Genomic DNA, 26,368 nt, shown 5'->3' with positions numbered 1-26,368 from the left:
TATTTCTCTATTTTCTTAAAATAGTTTACCAAAAATCACTGCGTTCATCATATTATCTTAAGAATTCTTATTTACAATGATGAGATTAGCAGCAAGAGAAAGAATTCATGCCCTCAAATGTTTCCAGTGAGCAAATTCACAACCATAATTGCTATCTTTATTTAAGAGCTATCACAAACGAAAAACAACTTCCGGAATCAATTCAAAGTATTTTACCGAAAAGGCTTGGTTATCAACTGAATATTGTTTTAAAACAGAACCAGTATGAACCTGATTATCGTTATGCTGATCTATACAGGGATTTCTTCGCGTTTATCGACAGTGAGAGCGAGAAAATAGCGTCTCGAAAAAAAAGTCTAGAGGATCAACTCAGCGTTTTAAAAACACGACAGGGATTGCGCCCGCATCCTCAGGTTTTTGGGGATGCACGCGAGCGACTAAATGATCCTTCACGACATTCCTCTCAACAGGAAATCACCGTCCTTCAGCAACAAATACACGAACTGGAAGCGTTTATCCATAATATCTATGCGAATAATAACTTGATTCTGGATGCCACGTTTGAGACTATCAAGCATATTCCGGCAAACCACAAGCCGACTGATAAAAAGATTGAAAAAGTAATTCAGGCGCAATTGGCTGACAAGGGGAATAAACGTGTTAATGACGCGCCCTCCCCAGCGGATAATCAATCGCTTCCCTCAAGAGTAAATGCGACTTTTGGCCGCAATTACAAACCACAGCACAACACGCTTTCAACAGAGCGGCGTTATCAATACAACAAAGATAAAAAAGGCCCCCAGGAATTGCGGTTCGGCACACAGGCGCAAAGACAGGATGGGCAAACAAAAGTTAGCCCGGCATTTAAGCTATGGTTAAAAAACCAGCCATCCACAACTATAGCGTCCATGTTTTCCCCCTCTTCTCCTGCGCAAAGAATTACACATATTTATTTTAATAATCTGGGCAGAGATCGCTCCGATCCCGAAGGCTTGTCTGAACGGCGAATGACCCAGGCGCTTGAGAACCTCGAAAATGAGCATGATAATCTCGCAGTAATTACGCTGCCCGCAGACAAAGGCCTTTTTGCTGCGAACGACTATCAGACAACTACTGAAAACTTAAATTTTGACCAGGAATTTCAGCGGCTGTTTAATATAGCAACGAACAACTCCAGCGAAGCCATAAAGGATTTCTATATAAGCCCTTCTGTCAGGACAATGATATATGGAGATAAGGAGCAGGAAACCGTCAATAAACTACTGTCACTCAGTTTCAGCAAAATGGGAGCGGCAGCAGACAAGCCCTTAAGCAAGGCGCAAAGACAGGCTATCTGGTTTGATTTTAACAAATATGCCTTTCCTAATCTTGCAATCGAAACACTTGATCCAAAAACATTTAATTTTACCTGCAAAGATGCAATAGACAGAGCGGGTGTTTCTTCTGCTTATTATAATCTGATGAAGTCAATTGAACTTGAAAATCCCATGAGCCGTGAGGAGTTTGAGTGCGGATTGCATGCAGCACCCGCAATGGTTAAAGGACGCGGCATGAATCATCATGTCGAGTTATTATGGAATGCAATCGATTTCTATATTAACGCCAATTACGAAAAGCTTCGAGGACAAGTTCCCTGGCTGGTACAATGGCGCGACGACAATTGCCCTCATAACCGTGCACAAGAGGTACTCCGGATCCGTATTCAGCAGGCAAGAATTGACCTGGACAAAGCCACTTGTGATTTCCCGCTTAAAAAAGATCAGATTGCACAAACCGCCAGGTTAATCGACATGATTGAGGAGCAGGCAAAAAAGAATACCAGCGGTAACCGTTTACTGTTACAGGCAGTCAGCGATAGTATCGATTTGATTGAAAATCCCTCCCCCAGAAAAGTCAATTCCTACAAAAACCTGGCTGACCGGCTGGAAGTGAAGAACCCGACCTGGAGAGCTATTGGCGGCATTATGAAGATCATTGCTGGAATGATTACTTATGCATTCTCCCCCAAGCTGCTTCACTCGGGAATAGCCACCTTTAAAACTGCACAGAATGCAGAACAACGTAAACAAATTCAGCTTGCAATGAAAAAGATGATTCAAAAGAATGAAGAAGAGGAGATCCAACCCGGGCATAGCACACCAATAGTGGGTTAAATACCAGGCTTCTCCCTTTGAGTCTTGCATGACTTGAGAAATTTGGCTAAGGTTAGTTACCTTTTTTTCTGGATAATGCAATGGATCCTGTTACCAGACATCTGATGGCTGAACTGAGTGAAAGACAGCCGCTGATGGTTAAACAACTGTTTCAATTCTGCGAGACGAACTCTGGAACTACTAATTTAGATGGTTTGTCATATATTCATAATCACCTGAGTCAGGTCTTTAACTCCATTGCAGACTCCATTGAGTCAATTTCATTCCCCACCCTTAACAACATCGACATGCAGGGTAATACGGAGATCCTGGACTGCGGAAAGGCATTATTAATCCGCAAGCGCCCGGAAATAAAGCGGCGGATACTGCTGGGCGGTCATATGGATACAGTGTATCATGCCGACCATCCCTTCCAGACGCTTTCCTATATTAATGAAAATACCTTAAATGGCCCTGGCGTTGCCGATATGAAAGGCGGATTGCTGATTATCCTGCATGCACTGGAGTTGTTTGAGCGCCTTCCAGAAGCAGAAACATTAGGTTGGGATGTATTTATCAATGCGGATGAAGAAATTGGCTCACCGTTTTCAGGCAGCTGGCTTGAAAACGCAGCATCCACCTACCAGGCAGGTCTCATTTATGAGCCGGCAATGGATGCCAAAGGTACTTTAGCAAGAAACAGGCGAGGCAGTGGAAAATTTACTGTGGTGACAACAGGGAAGGCAGCTCATGTAGGACGCGCTTTTTCGGAGGGGCGGAATGCCATTTGCTATCTGGCAGAAGTGATTCTTGCCATTCACGCGCTTAATGGTCAGCGAGAAGGTGTCAGCATCAATATAGGCAAAATTGCTGGAGGAGAGGCACTGAATATGGTACCCGATAAAGCGGTAGCCAAACTCGATATACGCGTGAGTAGTCCGCAGGATGAGTACTGGATCCAGAAGAAATTGAATGAGATTAACAACCTACTTAAAAGAGATGATTATGGTTTAAAAATTGAGGGGCAATTCGGAAGACCCGTTAAATCAATCAACTATAAAACAGAAAAACTATTCGAATGCGTGCGGCGCGCCGGGGAACAATTAAATCTATCGGTTTCCTGGCAGGATAGCGGCGGTTGTTGTGACGGTAATAATCTGGCGCAGAAAGGCCTGCCAGTACTCGATACCATGGGTGTTCGCGGCGGAGCTATCCATAGCGCTGAAGAGTTTATCTTACTGGATAGCCTGGTTGAAAGGACTGCATTGAACCTGTTTTTATTGCGGGATTTAGCGCGCGGCGGTTTGGAGACACTTCACTCATGATGATTTTCAGGCGAGCATTCCCATCCGATCTGGATGCGATATACGAGCTGGCAATGCGCAGCGGTATAGGAATTACAACCTTGGCCAAAGACAGGCAATTATTGCAAAAGCGAATTGATTGGTCCTGTACGTCCTTTGAAAAAGAAGTCAAAAAACCGCTTAACGAATATTATTTCTTTGTCCTGGAAGATCCTGAAACAGGAAAAGTGGTCGGCACATCCGCAATCGAAGGCGCTACCGGGTATGATAGCCCTTTTTACTCCTATAAGCTTTCCAAGAGAACACGATTTTGTCATTCGCTAAATATTCGCAGCGATTATGAAGTCTTAAGCCTTGTCAATGATAACCAGGGGAAAAGCGAAGTATGCACTCTATTTCTTGATCCCTCCTATCGTAAAGACAGTAACGGCTTATTGCTTTCGCGTGCGCGTTTCCTTTTCATTGCCGCTTTCCCTAATCGCTTTTCGCCAAGCATTATTGCCGAAATGCGCGGGATTTCCGACGAGTCCGGGCATTCCCCCTTTTGGGATCATCTGGGAAGCCATTTTTTTCATATGACTTTTCCGGAAGCCGATGGGTTATCCATTTCCACGAACAAACAATTCATCGCAGACTTAATGCCTCGTAACCCAGTTTATGTGAAATTGCTTGCAGCAGCCGCCCAGTCAGTGATTGGGCAACCGCATCAATCAACCATTCCAGCAATGAATATTCTCATGAACGAAGGCTTTCGATTTTTAGGTTATGTGGATATTTTTGATGCCGGCCCTACCATCGAGGCACCTGCAGCAGAAATTTCTACGATAAAAACCAGCCAGCTAAGAACAATTGGCAGCCTCAGCGACGAGGTGAGCAGTAAACTATTCCTTGTTGCCAATACCAGCCTGAACTTTCGCGCCACTCTAAGCCAGGCTATTTTTACCAAAGGGAATACATGCATTGTAAGTAAGCAAACAGCTGAATTATTGAAACTTAAAAAGGGAGACAATGTCAGACTCTCTCCCTTGCATTCGCTTAAAAACCATAGCAATGGGGAAAATCAATGAGTATCGCGTCAAATACCTGGAATAGTCATTATATTAATGGGCAATGGCATTCAGGAGAAGGTGCTGTGTTCACTTCCATTAATCCAGCCAATAATTTATTAGTATGGCAAGGCCGCAACGCGACAGCGATTGAAATCAGTCAGGCCTTTAAATCTGCAGATAAAGCCGCAGTGGATTGGGCTGGATTGACACTGGAAGAGCGCTGTGCTTATCTGCAAAACTTTGCCAGGGCGGTGGAAAAAAGACGTGGGCAGCTCGCTGAATTAATTTCCCAGGAAACGGGTAAGCCATTCTGGGAATCACAAACTGAAGTGAGCTCTGTTATTGCCAAAGTCGCTATCTCCATTCAGGCCTATCAGGAACGTAATGCCGAAAAATCAAATTCAACAGCGGAAGCGACAGCAAGTCTTCGCTATAAACCGCATGGCGTAGTAGCAGTGCTTGGCGCTTTTAATTTCCCGGCTCATCTAAGTAATGGGCATATTGTCCCCGCCCTGCTTGCGGGAAATACCATTGTCTACAAGCCCAGCGAGTTAAGCCCCGCGGTGGCTGCCTTGATTATGCAATGCTGGCATGAAAGTGATTTACCGCCAGGCGTCATTAATTGTATACAGGGTAACAGCCAAACCGCAAAAGCGCTTCTACAACAGAATATTAAAGGTGTTTTTTTTACCGGCAGCTATCAAACCGGCAAAAAAATTCATCAGCAGTTTGCCGAGCGCCCCGAGATAATCATTGCCCTTGAAATGGGGGGTAATAATCCATTAGTAATCGATGAGGTGGATGACATTGATGCAGCTGTTTACCATACGCTTTTATCCACCATGATCACAGCCGGTCAACGCTGTACTTGTGCGCGAAGGCTTTTTATTAAAAATGATGCCCAGGGCAATGCGTTTTTACAACGATTCACTGAAATATGCCAGACACTGCTTATTGGCGAATATACGCAACGCCCGGAACCCTTCATCGGCCCAGTGATTCGTCTTGACCATGCGCGTATGCATCTTTCCGCCCAGCAAAAACTGCTGGACTCTGGAGGTAAGGCTTTACTGCCAATGAGATTGTTGAAAGAAGAAGCGGCATTTTTATCGCCCGGCATTATTGATATGTCTAATGCACGCCAGATAAGTGATGAAGAAATCTTTGCGCCATTAGTGCAGGTTTATCGCTATCAGGATTTTGAAGAGGCCATAGTAATGGCAAATCAGACGAAATATGGCCTGGCCGCCGGCCTGCTAAGCAAGCACAAAGCCCATTACGAATTATTTTATAAGCAAATCCGCTCCGGGCTAATCAACTGGAACAGGCCGACTACGGGAGCGGCGAGCAACTTACCCTTCGGAGGTGTAGGATGCAGCGGCAATCACCGGCCAAGCGCTTATTTTGCAGCCGATTATTGCTCTTATCCCATCGCAAGCATGGAGAGCGCCATGCTGGTCAGACCTGCTCAGTTACTACCCGGCATTAACCTTGGATAGACAATGAAAAACTATGAATTAAACATGGATGGACTGGTCGGCCCTACCCATAATTATGCGGGTTTATCCCTTGGAAATATTGCTTCGACCGCCAATGCCCATTCTATTGCCAATCCTCAGGCTGCCGCTTTGCAAGGCCTTGATAAAATGCGCTTTCTGCATGAATTAGGATTAAAGCAGGCGGTTTTGCCGCCCCATCAACGTCCTAATTTGGGTCTGCTGGAACAAATGGGCTTTCATGGGACAACAGAACAGCAATTAAAACTGGCTAGTACAACAGCGCCGGAAATTCTGGCAGCCGCCTATTCAGCCTCCAGTATGTGGACTGCAAATGCCGCCACTGTAACCCCCAGTATTGATAGCAATGATCGGCGTGTTCATTTTACTGCTGCGAATCTGGTTTCCAACCTGCACCGCCATCAGGAAGCAAACTTCTCGCATTATCTGCTAAAAAGAATATTTAACAACGACAATCATTTTGCGCATCACTCCCCCTTGCCGGCTAGCCTGGTAACCAGTGACGAGGGCGCGGCTAACCATAGCCGCCTTGCGGCAGATCATGGCCAACCCGGTATTCATTTATTTGTTTATGGCAAACGCGCCCTCTGGTCGTCTTTTACCCCAGGGCCAGTTCGCTTTCCAGCAAGGCAAACCTATGAAGCCTCCACTGCAATTGGGAGATCTCACGGCCTGGATCTTGATCGGCTGTTATATGTCTGCCAAAATCCAGCGGCAATCGACAAAGGCGTTTTCCACAACGATGTCATTGCCGTTGCCAACGAATCTGTGCTCTTAATTCATCAGCAGGCATTCCTTGATCAGACTACAGTATTGCAGGCACTTCAAAGTAAAGCCGATTTTGAGCTTAATATTATTGAAATCAGGGACGAGCAGGTAAGCATAGATGATGCAGTCTCCAGTTATCTTTTTAATTCGCAACTCTTAACCCTTAAAGACGGCACAATGGCACTGATTGCGCCGAGTGAATGCGAGCATAACCCACATGTCAACCAGACAATTCACGATATTCTGGCAGCGTCCAGCAACCCTATCAAGTATTGTTATTTTATGGATCTAAAGCAAAGCATGCGCAATGGCGGCGGCCCTGCCTGTTTACGCCTGCGGGTCTTACTGAATGAAAATGAACTGGCGTATATGCATCAGGGCGTGTTAATTAATGAGTCTTTATTATTAAAACTGGAACAATGGATCAAGCGCCATTACCGGGATCGACTGCATGCAGATGATTTAGTTGATCCATCACTAGTGAAAGAAGTGATGTTTGCCCTTGATGAATTGACAGAAATTCTCCAACTTGGAGCTATTTACCCCTTTCAACAGGCTTGATTTCTGATGTGGAAAACCTTTGCTGGCCGCTGCCTGTACCAGAGCACAAGCGGTGTTTCCGTTTATGATAATTTCATATTCCGCTGGTTGTCGCTGGGTAGTCCGGCAATTCAAAGTCTGATTAATATACGTAAGCCAGAGAAACCCGGCTTAAATTATATCAGTCAGTTGATTCTTCCAGCCAGGCTATTTCCCGGGGCGAGCTGTTTACTGGGATTGGGAGGAGCGGGTGCTGCACATGCGCTCTCCCCCGCCCTTAATCATTTTCCATTGACCGCCGTTGAAATTAGTGAAGAAATTATTCAGGTGGCGAAAACATATTTCCTGACTGACAGGCTAAAAAACCTTCATATCATTAACCAGGATGCCAGTACATTTATCAAAAATAATGGGGCTCCATTTAAGCATATCCTGGTCGACCTGTTTAATGCCCACCGCTTTCCCTCCAATTGCTATACACCGCAATTTTTTATCGATTGCCAGAACGCTCTTTCAAACAATGGCTACCTAAGCGTTAACCTGGCCAACCGCAATGAGCAATACCCCGTTTTCAAATGGCTAAAGGCTCATTTTGAACTGTCCACCCTGGTATTGCCAGTCAGGAAATCAATGAACATGATTATTATCGCTGCAGAAAAACCGGCTCTGGAAATTCTGATTGAACAATTGAAAGCGCGAAAAATAATATCAGCCCTTGCATGGGATCTAACCTGGAATCGGATTGCGATAACTGAATAAATCAATCCAGAAAACCCGCAGTTTATAAACGAATAGTAGTAAAGCTGCCATTTATGCTTATAATTTATATAAGATGATATTTCGGGGTTCATTATGGCCGGCATCAAGGCATTAGGGCAAGAGCTTGAAGCACTAAAAAAATTCATTAGACCAGAACGCTTAGGCTGGAAAAATGAGATCGAACGCATCGAACTGCTGGAAACCTATGAAGAATTGAGTGCATTAATTGACAGGGCAACTAAATCCGATAAGGAGCTAACGGCAGAGGAGTGCCAACCCTTTATCGATTTTCTGGCGAATCGCTGGAAACGCATTCAGCAAACGGATCTGGCATATACCTTCGATCCCCACTCCCCGATAAATCAGATCTGTTGGCTGCTTGCCGAAAGGCTCTCACCTGTTGTTAACAAAGAGGCTGTAAAGCTGTTAATGTTTAATATTGATCTCTCGGACCAGATGTCTGGTCAGGACCTGTATGAATTAAAGCCCTGGCAATTTGTTCTTAGTGATGATGTAAACAATCCGCGTATTATTATGGTGTCCGATTGTCTCTCTTTTGCCAAAGAGGACGGCGTGTTTAAACACACTAGTTTGGAAGACGGGCAAGTAAAACCACTGACTGAAAGTGAACGCGCAAGGGTGATTAAACATTCCCCTGCGGCCACAGCGTTTCATGAGGCAGCTCAGCAGCTTCGGGATTATGTTAAACGTGATTCTTCAATGTATGGATATATCAACCGATTCATTGAAAAGCTGCGTTATGGGGGAGCTCATGGAGGACGCGGCGGACAGGAGTATATTGCTGGAGCGGATGCGAATGAAGGGATTTTCGAGTTTGCAGAATTTCTGGATAAATTGACAGAGGATGAGCGTAGACGATTGTTTGCCATGACGGCTCCCCGATTCCGGGATAATATCGGCACAATCTGGAATCGTATGAAAAATCCAGGAGTGAGGGCCAATGGAGAGATTCAGAGAACTGAATTTTGTGTCGAGGTGAATGCCGCCGAGTTAAACACCATCAGTCGGGAGAATGAACAGGCGTTAAGGGAATGGACTCCCGAGTTTGTGCGGAAAATTCAAGAGGGTGCGCTAGATAATCAAAAGACTAAACTCGAAGAAAAACTTAAAGAAAAAGAGGATAGTTTCACAAAGCTCCTGGAGGAAAAAATATCCTATCAACCAGATATTACTACAGGAATTGCAGGGAATGCCCGGCTATTTGCGCAGCTGGACGGTAATCCAAAATCCCGAGCTGAAACCATAAGCGGTCTGATAGAAAAATACCCAAGCCTTGGTATCACCTTGCGAATTGCGGATAGAGCAGCGAATGAAAATCGTTTACTGCCAGCCAATGCATTTCCTGAATTTCATCAGACGGTTGACAGCGTTTGCCCTCCATTAACCAGTATTCAGGATGCCAAAGCATTAAGAACGGCGCTTTGGCAATTGACGGATGCTGACAAAATCATCTATTTGCAACAATTAGGCGATAACAAACTCGCAGAGCTGGTTCCAAACACTGCGGCTTTAATCAATCTGGTAAGCGGAGAAGAGGAAGATACCCAACATTTAAGCACCAAGGCTAAAATCGCTATCGTTAACAGTTTTCTGGCTAAACCTTATTTTAAAGAAACGATTACATCTTATGCGCCATTAATCCCTTTGATAAGTAACATTAATGTGGACAGAAGAGAATGCGACACAATTAAAATCGGTCCGGTGCTCGAGAATTGTGAAGATGCAGATCTTGGTGCTCTGGAAGCATTATTGCTTTTAATTGACGATACCAAAGTAAATGCTTTCCTTGGTAATTTAGGGAACGCTTGTCTTAAAAGATTGACTGAAAAATCGCCTGGACACGTTATAGCTGTTTTTGAAAGTAAATTGGATAAGCTTCCTCAGAAAATAATGATCGAGCAAATGCGCTCCTTTATAGAGAATCAAAAAGCCATTGCAAGGCTCGAATCACTAAGTGAAGAGAGCTCTTCCTGGGGGGCAAGGCATGGTGCGATAAAAGCGCTGATTGATTTAGCCAAAGGGAACATATCCCGCCTTCCCAACAATACGGAAGCCAGTTTTGATAATGAATTAAGAGCAATACACGCACAAATTCTGAAAAATAATCAAAACATAGTAACCGTTGGCCGTATCGAGCGTTCCCAGATTACCAATACCGACGAGCGTTTACCTATCATAATAATCGGTCCGCGAAATAGTGGAAAAACGAGTCTGATGCAACGTTATTTTAACAATAGCTATTCAGATGCACCCGTACAAGATCAGGATTTCAGGTATACCCAGGCTTATCAAAATGATGAGGGTGTAAGAGCATTGGCAGCCTTTATGGATATGGGCGATATGGAAAGCCGTCGATTCAGAAATACCAGATGGGGCTCGAATGCCAAAGTGTTTATCATAACGGTAAACCTGACTGATCCTAACAGTTTGCAAGATGCAAAAGATGAATATGCATCGCTGAGGCAGTGGTTTAATCCAGCCACTCCGGTTATTTTTGCAGGAACAATGAGTGATATGCCAAACGCCACTTCCACTCTCATTACGGAATTTGCTGCCGAGAAAGGCTGTACATTTATAGCGACCAGCGCCAGAGATAACCATGGAGTTGAAGAATTATTTGCCAAAGCGGCTGAGTTGGGAATTAACAGATCTCAGGCCTTAAATCCCAGTCAGCAGGCACTGCAGCCTGCAGTACCTGCTCCTCCGAGAACTGGCATGATGGGGCGTTTTGGTGCATTTTTCACCAGAGGCGGTAGAAACCCTTCCAGTGCACAACAGGAGGAGCCTTCAAATCGTCCGGGGCCCAGGGGAGGACGAGGAGGAGAGACTGGCAATTAACCTCCTTAATAAGAGGGAAATTGGCATCTCCCGGGTATTAAGCAAATACATGACGATGTAAAAAATTCCCTGGCTCAGGACAGCACTCTGGAACAAAGAACGACTTTATAAGGGTACAATGAACTGGATGCCTCGAACAAGCCGAGGCACGTAGGCGGTGATGTCAATACAGCCCAGCGGCAGGAGATCAATACCGCGCAGTGATAAGAGATCAATGACGCGGAGTGCTTGATACTAAATTTCCATTAAATCTTTTTCTTTAGCAGCCAGGACGTGATCGATATCCACAATGTACTTATCAGTCAACTTCTGGATGACTTCCCCTGCCCGACGCTCATCATCTTCGGAAATCTGCTTGTCTTTCACCAGATCTTTTAATTGGCTATTGGCGTCACGGCGGACATTTCGAACAGCAACTTTGGCCTGCTCTCCTTCACCACGCACCACTTTAATCAGCTCCTTACGACGCTCTTCAGTTAAAGGCGGCATAGGGACGCGGATTGCGGTACCCGCAGTTGCCGGATTCAAACCCAAATCAGAGGTCAGAATAGCCTTTTCAACCACTGCAACCATCGATTTTTCCCAAGGCGTAACTACCAGAGTCCTGGAATCACTGGTGGTCACATTGGCAACCTGATTTAAAGGAGTGAGATTACCGTAATAGTCAACCTGGATGTGATCCAAGAGACTGGCATTGGCTCTTCCGGTTCTGATTTTGGTCAACTCATGCTGCAAATTTTCAACGGACTTTTTCATTCGTTTTTCAGCATCATTTTTGACATCATTAATCATTGTTGGCTCCTACAATAGTTCCTACGCGTTCACCTGCTACAATCTTTTTCAAAGCATCTGCTGCAAACAGATCAAAAACCTGCAGTGGCATGCCATGATCCATACACAAACAAATAGCAGTTGAATCCATTACCTTTAAATTATCACTTAAGACCTGCCGGTAACTTAAATAATCATAACGGGTGGCTTTCGGATTGGTCATTGGATCATCATTATATATCCCATCAACCTTGGTGGCCTTTAAAACCACATCAGCACCTACTTCTATCGCCCGCAAACAGGCGGCAGAATCGGTTGTGAAAAACGGATTACCAGTTCCTGCAGCAAAAATTACGACATGCCCATTACGCAAATGGGTAATCGCTTTGCGGCGATGATAGGGATCGACAACGCCAAGCATCGGAATTGCAGACATTATCCTGGCAGGCATGTCGATACGCTCCAGGGCATCACGCATTGCCAGGGCATTCATTACCGTGGCCAACATACCCATGTGATCGCCTGTTACTCGTCCCAAACCCGCCTCAGACAATGCTTTACCCCGAAAGAGATTACCGCCGCCAATCACGAGGCCGACTTCAACTCCCATTCGAATTAATTCAGCGACATCATTGGCGATACGATCCAGCACTGATGGATCAATCCCAAACTGGGATTTTCCCATCAGTGCTTCTCCGCTGCATTTTAATAAAATGCGCTTATATTTTAATTGGAGGTGATTTTCACTCATCATTAATCGCGAACCTGTGCCATCACTTCTTCAACAAAATTATCTTCTTTTTTCTCGATGCCTTCACCCACTTCAAAACGCAGGAAAGCAATTACTTCTGCCGATTTTTCTTTAAGCAGCTGACCCACTTTGACATTAGGATCTTTAACAAAAGGCTGACCAATCAAGCTGACTTCATCAATGAATTTATTGATACGGCCTTCAATCATCTTGTCGATGATCTCCTGTGGTTTGCCGCTTTCTCTAGCCTGGGCAGTAAAGATTTCACGCTCATTCTCAATCGCTTCAGCAGATACCTGATCGCGGTTAACAACCATCGGGCGGCTGGCAGCGATATGCATAGCAATGTCTTTAGCCAAGGCTTCTTCACCATTTTTCAGTGCAACAAGTACTCCGATTCGTGAGCCATGCAGATAAGAGCCGATAACGCCGTCGCAAGACATTCTTTCCATACGGCGAATCTTGATGTTCTCGCCAATCTTGGCAACCAGTTCCTGACGGGCTTGTTCAACTGTACTGCCTGTACCTTTTAATGTTTCATTAGACAATGCAGCAACATCGGCAACAGCGCTTTCCAGGGCAGTTGCGGCAACTTTATCAGCAAATTGAGTGAAGTTCTCATCACGGGCAACGAAGTCAGTTTCGCTATTAATTTCAAGCATAACAGCAGTACGACCATCTGCAGAACGGGCAATCACAATTACGCCTTCAGCAGCAATTCGGTCTGCCTTTTTGTCAGCTTTGGCCTGGCCTGCTTTTCGCATTTCAGAAATCGCCAATTCGATATCACCATTGGTTGCCACCAGAAATTTTTTGCATTCCATCATTCCGGCGCCGGTTCTTTCACGTAACTTCATAACCAATGCAGCACTTATACTCATTTCATTTCTCCACATAGTAAAAAGGGGTGCGTTGCTAACAAAACAATCTAACGCGTAAGCACTAGAGATGTTTTGGCAACGCGCCCCTTTAACAAAGTTAATTATTCGCCAGCTTTTTCAGCTTCTTCCGCAGATGATACTTCAACAAATTCACTGCCTGTGGCAACGCCGCCTACAGTATTGCCGCTTTTTGCATCAGCAATCGCATCGGCAATAACACGGACATAAATATCCACAGCGCGCATGGAATCATCATTGCCTGGAATGACGTAATCAATATTATCAGGGCTGTTATTCGTATCGACCACACCAATGACAGGAATCTTCAAGCGACGGGCTTCTTCAACAGCAATGTGTTCGAAACCAACATCCACAACGAAGAGCGCATCTGGCAATCCGCCCATATCTTCGATACCACCCAATCCGCGTTCCAGCTTTTCAAGCTCGCGGCTCAACATCAGCGCTTCTTTCTTAATCATAGTTTCAAAAGCGCCTTTGTCACGCAATTCTTTCAATTCTTTCAGTCTGAAAATAGATTGGCGAACTGTTTTATAGTTTGTCAGCATACCGCCTAACCAGCGATGATCGACATAAGGCATGCCACAACGTTTTGCATGCTCACGGATGCTTTCCTGTGCAGCTCTTTTGGTACCAACAAACAGAATCTTAGCTTTGTTAGAAGCTAATCGGCCTACATAATTGGCTACATCATTCAACATGGGCATTGTTTTTTCCAGGTTGATGATATGAATTTTATTTCTTGAGCCAAAAATATACTCAGACATTTTAGGGTTCCAAAAACGGGTTCTATGCCCAAAATGAGCGCCCGCTTCCAGTAATTCACGCATACTAACGTTCATAGTTATTTCTCCAGGGTTAAGCCTCCACGCTTCCCATAAAGCACCCCCACCGGAGGCACTGCCACTGGGTTATTAAATTTCTCACCTACGTTCTGCGACTTGTTCGCAGAATCCAAGGATCTCTAGAAATGGCAGATCTTTGAACCCTGCGAACAAGTCGCAGGGCGTAGGCGGTGGCAGTACCGCTTGGGGGACCCCGCCTTATGTGACGAAACGTGTGTGTCGTTAAAAGCGCGCTAGTTATATCACATTTCAGCGCATGCAGCAATCTTATCATTGATTTGAATCCATCTTTAAAGGCTTTCAATCAAATTCAATTAATGACAAGAATTATTTTTGTTTACAGTCTATACTCGATACTGGATTAAAATAAAAAATAATAAGGAGATTACCATGTTTAAACGAATAGTGTGGCTGCCAATCCTAATGATGACCGCCTCATTGGCCGCCCCTGTTTATGCTGCAAGCTCAACGGATTCGACTGATCAGCCAGCCACAACCAGCTCACAAACCAGCAGCAGTACTGATAACAGCACTGGTAATGGCCAGCAGTGCCCTCCTATGAAAAGATGGCAGGAAATGGTTCAGACACTCCAATTAACTCAGGATCAACAAGATAAAATCAAAGCCATAAAAGACAATGCAAAAAGCACTATGAAAGATAACTGGCAGCAAATGAAAAGCATCCGCGAAGAGATGAAGGCACTGGTAATGTCCCCCACCCTGGATCAGGCAAAACTTGATTCACTGATCCAGCAAAAGACAAATTTGATGGCCTCCATGATGAAAACAAAAATCACCATGAAAAATCAGATTTATAATTTGCTTAATGATCAGCAAAAGCAACAATATCAAACGCTGATGAGCCAGTGGGAAGCCAAGAGAAAACAAATGTGGCAAAACATGGGTTGCTAGATTCTATAAAGTCATTCCTGCTTTTGCGGGAATGACAAATCTCGCCAAATTCAAATCTTTGATGTAGAAACATTATTCTTATGCTACTATTTCGAATGTATATTCCGCTCTAACTGTTGATGGACTTCGTCATGCCCGTAAGCATTAAAACACCTGAAGAGATACATAAAATGCGCATCGCCGGCAAACTGGCTGCTGATGTGCTTACTATGATTGAGCCTTATGTGAAGGAAGGTATTACAACTGATGAGTTAAATACCATATGTCACGATTATATTGTCAATGAACAGCAAGCCATTCCGGCACCGCTTGGATATAATGGCTTTCCCAAGTCGATTTGTACCTCTATAAATCATGTGGTCTGCCATGGAATTCCCGGAAAAAAAGCCTTGAAAAACGGGGACATAGTTAACATTGATGTCACAGTAATCAAAGACGATTATCACGGAGATACCAGCAAAATGTTTTTTATTGGTCAACCCTCCGTCAAGGCACGCCATGTGGTGCAGATCGCCTATGAATGTTTATTCATAGGGATAGAAATGGTTAAACCGGGTATCCGCTTGGGAGATATTGGCCATGCGATTCAACAGCATGCCGAGAAAAATCGCTGCTCAGTAGTCCGTGACTACTGCGGACATGGTATTGGCCGTGTTTTCCATGAGGATCCACAGGTTTTACATTATGGAACGCCAGGTACTGGTGAAATATTACAGGCTGGAATGACATTTACTATTGAGCCCATGGTCAATGTCGGCAAACACCACACCCGCTTGCTGCCGGATCAGTGGACTGTTGTTACCAAGGATCACAGCTTGTCGGCGCAATGGGAACACACCCTGCTGGTGACCGAAGACGGGGTGGAAATTCTGACGCTTCGTGATGAAGAGCGCTAAGCCTGTCCTAAAGCAAACTCTTAAACAGTTCAGGGAGGAACTGTGTAAGGAATTTTATCAAAAAGCCAATATTGGCAATCTTACACGAAAACTGGTTCAATTTATTGACCAAAGCCTGATAGAACTGTTTTACAAGAACAAACTTCATCTTAATAATCAATTTTGCCTGGTTGCATTAGGCAGCTACGGACGGCGTGAGTTATTACTACATTCCGATATTGATTTACTATTATTACACTCAGATGAACTGTCGCAAATTACCATCCAGCGCGCGCAAGCTTTTATTCAGGAGTGTTGGGACGCAGGTCTTAATATCAGTCATCAAATCACTACAGTTGAGGCTTGTGCTAAACTCGCCCAGGAAGACCTGACAGTGATCTCCAGTATCCTGGACATGCATCTTCTCTGCGGAAAAAGCAATTTAATGGAGGAATTACAATATCAGACTCATCCCCTTCATATGTGGCCAAGTGAAAAGTATTTTTTGGCAAAAATGAATGAACAGCAGGCTCGATACCGCAAATATGGCGAAACAGAATATAATCTGGAACCCAATGTCAAACACGGCCCTGGCGGGCTTCGCGATTTACAAACCTTATTATGCATTGGGAAAAGGCATTATGGCATTAAAAAACTGGCAGATGGTATCAGCTGCGGTTTTTTTACTGACAAGGAATATGAAGAGTTAATAAATTGCCAGCATTTCCTTTGGCGTGTGCGCTTCGCCCTGCATGCCATAACAGGTAAACAGGAAGAACGCCTGCTTTTTGACCACCAATTGAAGCTGGCCAGTTTGTTTAATTTTTCTGACAATGCCCATTCACTGGCCATCGAACAATTTATGAAGGCTTACTTCACTGTAATCAAGCGTAATCGAGAGTTGAATGAAATGTTGTTTCAATGGTTTTCTGAGGCCATTGTGCACCATGAAAAACAACAGATTCAACGTTTGGACAGTTATTTTCAATTATCCAACAATTTAATCGAAATTCGCCACACGCGTGTTTTTATCCAGCATCCCCAGGCATTAATCAAGCTTTTTTTATGGATTGCAAAAAAGCCTGACATAGTGGGCGTAAGAGCCAGCACTATTCGTTTAATTCGTGAACATCTTTATTTAATGAATAAACGATTCAGGCATTCAAAAGCGGTGACCTCTGCTTTTATGGCCATTTTCAAGGAAGGCTCGAACCCGTTCGAAGCCTTACAGCATATGAACCGTTATGGAGTCCTCGGACATTACCTGGATTGCTTTGCAGCCGTAACAGGTCAGATGCAATATGATTTGTTTCATGTCTACACAGTAGATCAGCATACATTATATGTCATTCGTAATATTGTCCGGTTCCTGAATCCTGTTTATTCCAGGCAATTTCCTCTCGCCGCATCGCTTATGTCGTCGATTAAAAAAAAGGAAATAATTTATCTGGCCGCTTTCTTCCATGATATTGCCAAAGGGCGCGGCGGTGATCATTCTGAATTGGGGGCACTTGAAGCCAGTCAATTTGCCAACAATCATAACCTTGAGGAGGAAGACCGGATTTTGCTGGTTTGGCTGGTTGAAAACCATTTACTAATGTCACAAACAGCCCAGCGCCAGGATATTTATGATCCAAAGACGATTCAGGACTTCAGCAGCAAATTGCCCAGCCTTCATTATCTGGATTATTTATATCTGTTAACAGTTGCTGATATCTGCGGTACGAATCCTTCTTTGTGGAACAGCTGGAAAGATACCTTACTGAAAGAACTTTATAAGGCGACCAAGCAGGCGCTTCTTGAAAATACTGATTTTGTTAATGAGTCCGCCTTAATTGAAGCGCGTAAACAACAGGCGCTTGAAATATTGATTGCCGAAAAGGTGCTTCCCACTCAGGCCCAAAGAATATGGGCACATTTCCAGGGCATTTATTTTTTACATGAATCGCCCAAAATAATTGCAAAACATACAAAAGCCATTCTTCATTGCAAAGAATACCCTTTAGTTATGATTCTGCCGCACCACAGTGAAGGCGGAACAGAAGTATTCATTTACATGCCCCATCATGACGAACGCTTTACAATTACAACGACAGTATTAAGCAATCATCATACAACTATCCAGGAAGCGACCATTTTAAGCTGTAATAATCAATTCGATTTGGATACTTATATTATTCTGGATGAACAACACAAGGCGCTTTTTGATAAGGAAAAAACGGAGGAGCTTAAACAAGCATTGGTGGAACAACTGGCAAAAGCCAATGAGCTTCCCTCTATTGCCAAACGCCGTGTGCCTCGTGCAATGGCTCATTTCAAATTAACACCACAAATCAGTTTTACTGAAGAACCCTATTTAAAACATACCCGCCTGTTCTTAATAACAAGGGACAGGCCGGGTTTATTAGCGCATGTTAGCCGTATTTTCACGCGATTAGGCATCTTGCTGCATGGCGCAAAAATTGCGACTGCAGGCGAACGCGTTGAAGATACCTTTTACATCTCATCCCATAGTAGTAATCACTTGACTACCCGCGAAAAAGAGCGGTTGAAAGATTTATTGACGAAAGAGCTAAGCTGAGCGGTTTATCTCAAACAGGCCGCCTATTTGTTAGTTTCAGGCAAATTTTGTATATTGATACAAGCCAGTTAAAGGATTTACAGGGGTGATATGAATAGTCAGGAACTTAGCCGAAAACAATTAGCAGCCATTATTATTGGGAATATGCTTGAGTGGTATGATTTTGTTGTTTTCTCCTTCATGCTGGTTTTTATATCCAGATTATTTTTTCCTTCCCATGATCCGGTCACGTCGATTCTTTCTACAACTGCAACATTTGGTATCAGTTTCTGCCTTCGGCCTTTGGGAGGAATCATTTTCGGCCTCTTCGCTGACCGTTATGGCTCCAAATCAGCAATGCTAGTAATTATCAGCCTAATGGCCTTTGCTACTTTATTAATCGTTTGTACCCCTACGTATAAGGATATTGGCATATATGCTACCTACATCCTGTTAACTGCCCGCATGCTGCAAGGACTGGCTACCAGCGGTGAATTTGGAACCGCAGTTAATCTCCTGTTAACGATGGCACCCGAGAAACAACGATACTTCTACAGTGCATGGCAAATGTTTGGTCAGTTATTGGCACTAACGATGGGTACTATCGTCGGTTTATTAATGACTGAATGCTTCTCTGCACAAACGATTGAAAGCTGGGCCTGGCGTATTCCATTTGTAATCGGCCTTTTGATTTTACCGATAGGGATTTTGTTAAGACGCAGTTTTAAACAATCGACAGGCAGTTTTATCAAAAAAACAGATATCAGAATAAGTATTTACGATCTGCAGGCTCGCAGAGTTATTTTAGGGATGGGGCTTGTAGCAGGCGCCACCGTACCACTGTATCTGATCGTTAATTACATGCCCACTTATGCGCATTTGTATTTGCAGTTTACATTGAAAGAGGCTTATTTCTGCTGTTTTGCAGGGCTTTGCGCAGGGCTTGCTAGTATTCTCGCAGGCGGCAAATTAGCTGATCGCAGAAATCCAGTCAGCCTGGCCTTATTTTCCCTCGCCGCTCAACTTATCCTTGCTTATCCGCTTTACAGCAATCTGGCACTGCATCATTCGCTTCTATTTTTTGCAGTGACTCAAATATTCATTACTTCTCTGATTGGTTTTTATCTTGCCTGTTTTGCACCAATGATTGCTGCATTATTTCCGGATTTTATACAAACGACCGGGATTTCGGTAAGCTATAATTTCGCCGTGATGTTATTTGGCGGCTTTGCCCCTTTTATCGTAACCTGGCTGATTCAACATACGGGCAATCCGCTGGCTATGCTTGCCTATCTGATGGCTGGAATTTCACTTGCCCTGACCTCCTGTTTGATCGCCTTTTTTTCTACATCAAAGCTCGAACGACTCGCAGCAGCTTAATGTTGAGAACGTTGTATATGATAATTATACAGTTTGCCCTAAATAAAATCTTATGATAAAAGGACGTTCACTATTGCTATTTAGAACTGTCTTATGCCTTATCAATTTTTTCGTCCCTGCCCAAAACCGAAAGTCATTCTTTTAATGGGAGGCCCTGCTAGTGGGAAAACGTCGGTAGCAAGACATTTTCCTGAGCTATATCATGTATCTGTTAGCAATATCTTACAAAAGCGCTTTGGCTCTGGCCATCCCCATGAGGCGCTTATGCGCAAAGGTGAAATGATTCCAGATGGCGAAGTATTTAAGGCGCTCTCAAAAGACCCTGCTTTTTCTCAGCAAAAGACAGTGTTACTTGATGGATTTCCAAGAAATAACCTACAGTTACACTATTTGAAAAGCTGGAGACAGCCTGATGCCCTCATCCATCTGGAAGCCAGGGAAACCACACTGAGAGCCTATTTGAAGGAGCGCGGTCGGTCTGATGATAATGAAGAAGCAATAAACAAAAGAATGGACCATTTTTATACTGTGACGGAGCCAATGATTAATTCGCTCAAAAAGCAAACGCCCAATTCATTAACCTTAAATGGTGATTTACAATCCTGGGACGAAATATTAGAGAGTGTAAGGTATTTTCTTATCCAGAAGAAGCTTTGCACAGAGGTATCAGAGCCTTGTTCCTACACAATTTGAACGATTTATATGAACTTTATTTATTTGAAACTTACTTCTGATGTTTTGCAAGCTTCGACGTCTGGTTATGGATAAATCAGGGGAAAATTTCCTGATATAATTGTAAGTGTTGTTTCAGTTAAAAAGACAATAACGAAACTTAAGATATTGTTTTTACTGCGTACCATGATAGCTATTACTCCATTAACAGCATATTTATTATTCAGTTAGTTAAATTAAAAACGGTCACCTGCTTAATGAATCCCAAAAATCGAAAACATTAAATAACCCCATCTTACCATATTTTTTCTATATACCAAGTTTCAAAAATGATAAACGGCCATATCTATTATTTCCTGTGTTATAATCACTAATAGTGATTAGCATTAGTAATCTTGGTTAATAGAAGGGAAATTAAAATAGTGAGGTTCAGATGCGTATACTCATCACTGGAGGCTGTGGTTTTATTGGCTCACATATTGCTGATTTACTAATAAAAAAAGGCCATGAAGTATCTGTTATTGATGATTTAAGCAGCGGCTCAATGAGTAACATAGCCCATCTCAGCAATCACCCTAATTTTCATTTCTCGCAAGCAGATATTCTGACCTGGCCAAAGCTGCAGGAAATGGTTAGCTGGTCTGAATGTATATACCACCTGGCAGCCATTATAGGGGTTTTTCGTGTTATTACTGAACCTTTAAATGTTATGGAAGTCAATTTAACTGCTACTGGACGATTATTCAAAGCTGTATCAGAAAGTCGATCTAAACCGCATGTGGTATTCGCCTCGTCGTCATCTGTGTATGGCCCCAGCCCAAAGAGCTCAATGATGGAAGATGATGATTTAATCGTTGAGTCGGCTTCCAACCCCTTGAGATTTTATGCTATCAGTAAACTGACTAGCGAAGCGATTGCTATGGCCTATCACAAAACCTACAAATTGCCTGTAACAATCGTACGTTTTTTCAATATGATAGGTCCGAATCAAACTGGTCGATATGGTATGGTGGTGCCAAGATTCATTCAGCAGGCCTGTACCAATAATCCTCTCACTATTTTCGGAGATGGAACACAGGTCCGCAGTTTTTGCGATGTACGTGATGCCCTATCAGCGCTTATGTTATTAAATTTTGAAGATAAAAATACCTTCAGGATAGTAAATATTGGAAATGACCGTGAAATTACGATTAATGAGCTTGCGAAAATGGTCATTAAACAAGCGAACAGCAAATCCGATGTAATCTATATTCCATACGAGGAGGCTTATGGTATGGAATATCACGATATTACAAGACGGAAACCGGATTTAAGCAGGCTAAGAAGTTTAACAGGATTCAAGAATGAATGGACTTTAGAGCAAACTATAGACGATTTGATTCGCTTGTATAAACCAAATCATACCATCCTTGCACTATGATTTGGTATAAACAGGATTTGAGTGTTCTCGATAAAACTGGGCATTCTATGTAAGTGACACCTTAGGAGACAAGGAAATGAGAAAAGTTTACACTTCGCTTAGTTGTATACTGCTGCTTTTTAGTGCATTAAGTTCAGCTTATGCGGCCGATGAAGAATCTTGCAATAGAAAATATGATTATTGTATGAGTTCCTGTGAAAGCCAATATAATCAGTGCACTTCCAATAATGATGAATCCTATTGCAAGCAGCAATACCAGCCTTGTATCCAGGGTTGCAGCAATACTCGAGACAGTTGCTTATCCCAATGAGCAAACTTTTTCGACATTTGGATTGGTATCATCAACTACAAAGCTCAATGCGGACTCTTTTGTGTTTAATAGCTAATATGTATCTGGAAGAGTCCCGCACAAACTTTACCTAATTATATTTTAATCAGAGCGCATATGAGAATCCAATTTCTAGGTGCAGTACAAACGGTGACAGGATCGAAATACCTTATTCAAACCAATAACATTAATATATTGATTGATTGCGGTCTTTTCCAGGGATACAAAGAGCTGAGGTTAAGAAATTGGGCTAGCCTCCCTATTGATCCTGGAAAAATTAATTACGTATTGCTGACCCATGCCCACATTGACCATAGCGGTTATATTCCCTTGTTAATAAAAAATGGGTTTCGTGGAAAAATCCTGTGCACAGCTGCCACAAGAGATTTATGCAGCATTTTATTACCAGACAGCGGCCATCTCCATGAAGAAGATGCAAAATATGCAAATAAGAAAGGTTACTCTAAACATCACCCGGCGCTGCCACTGTATACGCAAAAAGAAGCAGAAGATTCATTAAACTATTTTCAGGTAGTTTCTTTTGAAGAGCGCATTCAAATTGCTAAAAATCTATATGCTACATTTTATTATGGCGGTCATATTTTAGGGGCCTCTTTCATTCGTTTGACACAGGGAAATACTTCTATCTTATTTTCAGGTGATCTGGGTCGACAAAATGATCCATTAATGTTTGCACCGAAGGAGCCTCCTGATGCTGAATATTTTGTCATTGAATCAACTTATGGTAATCGCATTCATGACAATACCGATCCCTTGATTCAGTTGAAAGCAGTTATTAATCGAACTGTAAAACGTGGTGGCTCGATTGTTATCCCTTCGTTTGCGGTAGGACGAACTCAGTCGCTTCTTTATTATCTTCATGAATTAAAATCTAAAAAAGAAATTCCTGATATTCCCGTTTTTGTGGATAGTCCAATGGCTACCAATGCAACGAATATTTTTGCACGCTATGCAGAACAAAATCGGCTAACAAAAGAACAAAATAAAGCGGTATGCGCAGTTGCTTATTATATTAACTCAGTCGAAGAGTCCATTGCCTTGGATAACACAAAATACCCGGTCATTATCATTTCAGCAAGTGGAATGGCAACGGGTGGCCGTGTTATTCACCATATCCGTCATTTTGCACCTGACCCTAAAAATACGATTTTATTCAGTGGTTTTCAGGTAGGCGGAACGCGTGGCGATAGAATGATTCGGGGTGAGAGGGAGATAAAGATGTTTGGGCAAATGATTCCAATACGCGCAGAAATAGTGCAGATAGAAAATATATCAGCACATGCAGATTCCAGTGAAATGCTTAATTGGCTGGCGCATCTCAAAACAGCCCCTCGTAAACTATTCATCACCCATGGTGAACTGGATGCGGCTCGATCCCTAAAATCGCAAATAGAACAAAGGTTCCACTGGCAATGTGAAATCCCTTTATATCTGGATTCTGCAATATTATGCGAGGATCCTAAATGAAAATGCACGCCATGTTGATGAAAAATAGCCATGACAAATTAACTTATACTCAAATTGAAAAACCTTCTCCCCGCCCTTTTCAAATTCTGATAAAGGTCACCGCCTGTGGCATATGTAGAACTGATCTGCATGTGGTTGATGGGGAATTGAAATATCCTAAACTCCCCCTAGTGCCGGGTCACCAAATTGTCGGAGTCATTGAAGCACTGGGAGAAGAGGTTCGCTCTTTCACTGTAGGTCAGCGCATAGGCGTTCCCTGGTTAGGTGGAAGCTGCGGTGTTTGCCAATTTTGTTTGACCGGTCGAGAGAATCTCTGTGATAAGGCAGAATTTACTGGTTATCAGATTGACGGTGGATTTGCAGAGTACTGTGTTGCAAATCATCAATTCTGTTTTCCCATACCAGATGGCTATTCCGATGTTCAAGCCGCCCCTTTATTTTGTGCAGGACTTATTGGTTATCGGGCCCTGTTAAAAACAATGGAAGCAAAACATTTAGGGTTATATGGTTTTGGATCAGCAGCACACATATTGACACAGGTTGCATGCAAACAAGAACGCAAAGTGTATGCATTCACAAACCCCGGTGATTTTAAGGCGCAGGAATTTGCCCGCCAATTAGGCGCTACCTGGGCAGGTGATGCGGATCAATCCCCGCCCCATCCTTTAGATGCAGCGATTATTTTTGCACCTGTGGGCGCATTGGTTCCATTAGCATTGCAAAATACGGTGAAAGGAGGAACTGTTGTGTGCGCTGGAATTCATATGAGTGATATTCCGGGTTTTCCATATGAACTTCTTTGGGGCGAACGTACACTCTGCTCGGTTGCTAATTTAACCCGGAAAGATGGCGAAGAATTTTTATCATTGGCTCCTTCCATTCCGGTTAAAACGGAGGTTCACACTTATTCACTAAAAGAAGTTAATGAAGCTCTTGATGATTTACGATACGGGCGATTTACCGGATCAGCAGTTATCATCATTAACTAAAATTAAGGTCAATGAAGAGAGATATAAATTGACAATAAAAAATAGGCTTTGCTTAAAATATTTAGGCATCAACACCTATAAAGAGCCGATTGTTTATATTCGTGCCGATTGCTTTATTTGTAAGTCGGAGGGATTTAATGCTCAGGCAAGAGTGATGGTTAGCCTTAATGAGCGCTCTATTATTGCCACACTCAATATCATAGAAACTGATCTTCTGAAACACAATGAAGCCAGCTTATCTAATTATGCATGGAAGCTTTTGTCGGCTCAGCAAGGCGATGAAATTACTGTCACACACCCTAAAACACTTGAATCAGTTAATTATATTCGATCCAAAATCTATGGTAATGAATTAAACAAGCTCGAAACAGAAACCATTATTAAAGATGTCGTGTCAGGCCATTTATCGGATATTCACATCGCCATGTTCATTGCAGCCAGCGGGGGAAACAGGTTAAGCAATCAGGAAATTCTTAATTTAACCCATGCGATGGTTGACACCGGTCAGAAAATCAATTGGTCATTACCTCTGATTGTAGATAAACATTGCGTTGGCGGGTTATCGGGAAACCGGACAACCCCTATTGTGGTCGCCATCGTTGCTGCCTATGGGCTTTTAATTCCTAAAACCTCTTCTCGAGCGATTACCTCTCCAGCAGGGACTGCCGACACAATGGAGGTGTTTACTAATGTGACTCATGATATTCCATCCATGAGGAAAATCATTGAAAAAGAACAGGGCTGCGTTACCTGGGGCGGCGCTATAGGCCTGAGTCCTGCAGATGATTTACTCATCAGGCTTGCACGCACGATAAACCTGGATAGCATGGGGCAAATGGTTGCATCAATTATCTCTAAAAAAATTGCTGCGGGTTCAACCCATGTTGTGATTGATGTCCCTATAGGGACAACTGCCAAGATCAGAACAATAGGGCAAGCAGAGCAGCTTAAGGCATTATTACACTTTATAGCGGGTCAATTTGATATAGAGATAAAAGTCATATTTACAGATGGCTCACAACCTGTCGGACGAGGCATTGGGCCAGCTCTTGAAGCACGCGACATATTAGCCGTTCTTCTAAATGACAATCATGCGCCAGCGGATCTTCGCGAACATGCGCTTATTTTAGCAGGGCATTTGATTGACTTTTGTCCCAAAAGAAATATCTCAAGTGGGTTAGCAATTGCTAAAACCATTCTTGAAAGTGGTGAAGCTTTTAAAAAATTTGAAGCCATATGCAAAGCACAAGGCGGCATGAAGGAAATTCCTATAGCTCCTTTCACTCATACAGTGAAATCAAAATACTCCGGTCTAATTCGAAATATAGATAACCGGCATATAGCAACTATTGCTAAATTAGCAGGAGCCCCTGATGCAAAATCCGCAGGAATTGAACTTTTAGCAAGACTGAATTCTAATGTAGAGAAATCCCAGGCTCTTTTTAAAATACATGCAGAAACTAAAGGGCAACTCCATTATGCATTAAATTTTTTTAATGAAGGACATGATATTTTTCAAATTGAGGAAAATATATGACTGGGCCATTTTG

At 43.1% G+C, this 26,368-nt stretch carries 21 protein-coding genes; 17 read left to right on the top strand and 4 right to left on the bottom strand.

Annotation, left to right across the window (positions count from 1 at the left end):
• The first annotated feature begins 107 nt into the window (after window positions 1–107).
• The 7 genes from DYH42_RS05690 to DYH42_RS05660 all read left to right on the top strand — a co-directional run bounded on the left by DYH42_RS05690 (window position 108) and on the right by DYH42_RS05660 (window position 10,928).
• The gene (locus DYH42_RS05690; protein ID WP_058524523.1) at window positions 108–2,153 is read left to right on the top strand and encodes a hypothetical protein; all 2,046 of its coding nucleotides are present in this window, start codon (window positions 108–110) and stop codon (window positions 2,151–2,153) included.
• Between the two features lie 80 nt (window positions 2,154–2,233).
• Entirely contained in the window at window positions 2,234–3,457 is a 1,224-nt protein-coding gene (locus DYH42_RS05685; protein ID WP_083503179.1) for a hydrolase, read from the top strand.
• Window positions 3,454–4,503, top strand: coding sequence for an arginine N-succinyltransferase (gene astA / locus DYH42_RS05680; RefSeq protein ID WP_058524524.1), 1,050 nt, complete (start codon window positions 3,454–3,456; stop codon window positions 4,501–4,503). The genes DYH42_RS05685 and astA overlap by 4 nt, the downstream gene beginning before the upstream one ends.
• Window positions 4,500–5,984: a succinylglutamate-semialdehyde dehydrogenase gene (gene astD / locus DYH42_RS05675; RefSeq protein WP_058524525.1), complete on the top strand. Its 1,485-nt coding sequence runs from the start codon at window positions 4,500–4,502 to the stop codon at window positions 5,982–5,984. Before astA ends, astD begins: the two co-directional genes overlap by 4 nt.
• 3 nt (window positions 5,985–5,987) lie before the next feature.
• Entirely contained in the window at window positions 5,988–7,331 is a 1,344-nt protein-coding gene (gene astB, locus DYH42_RS05670; RefSeq protein ID WP_058524526.1) for an N-succinylarginine dihydrolase, read from the top strand.
• Window positions 7,332–7,337: 6 nt separating this feature from the next.
• A complete protein-coding gene (locus DYH42_RS05665; protein ID WP_058524527.1) occupies window positions 7,338–8,069 on the top strand; it encodes a spermidine synthase in 732 nt (243 codons plus the stop codon).
• Between the two features lie 93 nt (window positions 8,070–8,162).
• Window positions 8,163–10,928, top strand: a complete 2,766-nt coding sequence (locus DYH42_RS05660; RefSeq protein ID WP_058524528.1) for a P-loop NTPase family protein — start codon at window positions 8,163–8,165, stop codon at window positions 10,926–10,928.
• A 234-nt stretch (window positions 10,929–11,162) separates the two neighbouring features.
• Here DYH42_RS05660 and frr read toward each other — a convergent pair whose 3' ends face one another.
• From frr to rpsB, 4 genes are all read right to left on the bottom strand, one after another.
• Window positions 11,163–11,720: a ribosome recycling factor gene (frr, locus tag DYH42_RS05655; protein WP_058524529.1), complete on the bottom strand. Its 558-nt coding sequence runs from the start codon at window positions 11,718–11,720 to the stop codon at window positions 11,163–11,165.
• Complete coding sequence (pyrH, locus tag DYH42_RS05650) at window positions 11,713–12,453, bottom strand: UMP kinase (RefSeq protein ID WP_058524530.1); 741 nt, start codon at window positions 12,451–12,453, stop codon at window positions 11,713–11,715. The genes frr and pyrH overlap by 8 nt, the downstream gene beginning before the upstream one ends.
• Complete coding sequence (tsf, locus tag DYH42_RS05645) at window positions 12,453–13,331, bottom strand: translation elongation factor Ts (RefSeq protein WP_058524531.1); 879 nt, start codon at window positions 13,329–13,331, stop codon at window positions 12,453–12,455. The genes pyrH and tsf overlap by 1 nt, the downstream gene beginning before the upstream one ends.
• 101 nt (window positions 13,332–13,432) lie before the next feature.
• Complete coding sequence (gene rpsB / locus DYH42_RS05640; protein WP_058524532.1) at window positions 13,433–14,191, bottom strand: 30S ribosomal protein S2; 759 nt, start codon at window positions 14,189–14,191, stop codon at window positions 13,433–13,435.
• A 393-nt stretch (window positions 14,192–14,584) separates the two neighbouring features.
• Between rpsB and DYH42_RS05635 the strand changes: the two genes are divergently transcribed.
• The 10 genes from DYH42_RS05635 (at window position 14,585) to DYH42_RS05590 (ending at window position 26,355) form a co-directional block, all read left to right on the top strand.
• Window positions 14,585–15,106, top strand: coding sequence for a Spy/CpxP family protein refolding chaperone (locus tag DYH42_RS05635; protein WP_058524533.1), 522 nt, complete (start codon window positions 14,585–14,587; stop codon window positions 15,104–15,106).
• 131 nt (window positions 15,107–15,237) lie between these two features.
• Complete coding sequence (gene map, locus DYH42_RS05630; protein ID WP_058524534.1) at window positions 15,238–16,002, top strand: type I methionyl aminopeptidase; 765 nt, start codon at window positions 15,238–15,240, stop codon at window positions 16,000–16,002.
• Window positions 15,989–18,562, top strand: a complete 2,574-nt coding sequence (glnD, locus tag DYH42_RS05625) for a [protein-PII] uridylyltransferase (protein WP_058524535.1) — start codon at window positions 15,989–15,991, stop codon at window positions 18,560–18,562. The genes map and glnD overlap by 14 nt, the downstream gene beginning before the upstream one ends.
• Window positions 18,563–18,652: 90 nt before the next feature.
• The gene (locus DYH42_RS05620; protein ID WP_058524536.1) at window positions 18,653–19,921 is read left to right on the top strand and encodes an MFS transporter; all 1,269 of its coding nucleotides are present in this window, start codon (window positions 18,653–18,655) and stop codon (window positions 19,919–19,921) included.
• Between the two features lie 93 nt (window positions 19,922–20,014).
• Window positions 20,015–20,614 carry a nucleoside monophosphate kinase gene (locus DYH42_RS05615; RefSeq protein WP_058524537.1) on the top strand — a complete coding sequence of 200 codons (600 nt, stop codon included), beginning with the start codon at window positions 20,015–20,017 and terminating at the stop codon, window positions 20,612–20,614.
• A gap of 412 nt (window positions 20,615–21,026) precedes the next feature.
• Complete coding sequence (locus tag DYH42_RS05610; protein WP_058524538.1) at window positions 21,027–22,013, top strand: NAD-dependent epimerase/dehydratase family protein; 987 nt, start codon at window positions 21,027–21,029, stop codon at window positions 22,011–22,013.
• 194 nt (window positions 22,014–22,207) lie between these two features.
• A complete protein-coding gene (locus DYH42_RS16550; protein WP_058524539.1) occupies window positions 22,208–22,399 on the top strand; it encodes a hypothetical protein in 192 nt (63 codons plus the stop codon).
• A gap of 59 nt (window positions 22,400–22,458) precedes the next feature.
• Window positions 22,459–23,829 (top strand): MBL fold metallo-hydrolase RNA specificity domain-containing protein, encoded by a 1,371-nt coding sequence (locus DYH42_RS05600; protein WP_058524540.1) that lies wholly within the window; start codon window positions 22,459–22,461, stop codon window positions 23,827–23,829.
• A gap of 2 nt (window positions 23,830–23,831) precedes the next feature.
• Entirely contained in the window at window positions 23,832–24,818 is a 987-nt protein-coding gene (locus tag DYH42_RS05595) for a zinc-dependent alcohol dehydrogenase family protein (RefSeq protein WP_058524962.1), read from the top strand.
• Window positions 24,766–26,355, top strand: a complete 1,590-nt coding sequence (locus DYH42_RS05590; protein WP_115316969.1) for a thymidine phosphorylase family protein — start codon at window positions 24,766–24,768, stop codon at window positions 26,353–26,355. The genes DYH42_RS05595 and DYH42_RS05590 overlap by 53 nt, the downstream gene beginning before the upstream one ends.
• Window positions 26,356–26,368: the final 13 nt, after the last annotated feature.

The sequence above is a fragment of the Legionella birminghamensis genome (assembly GCF_900452515.1).
GTDB lineage: Bacteria > Pseudomonadota > Gammaproteobacteria > Legionellales > Legionellaceae > Legionella_C > Legionella_C birminghamensis.
The sequence above is the reverse complement of the archived record's forward strand: the minus strand, read 5'-3'. Positions and strand labels throughout refer to the sequence as shown.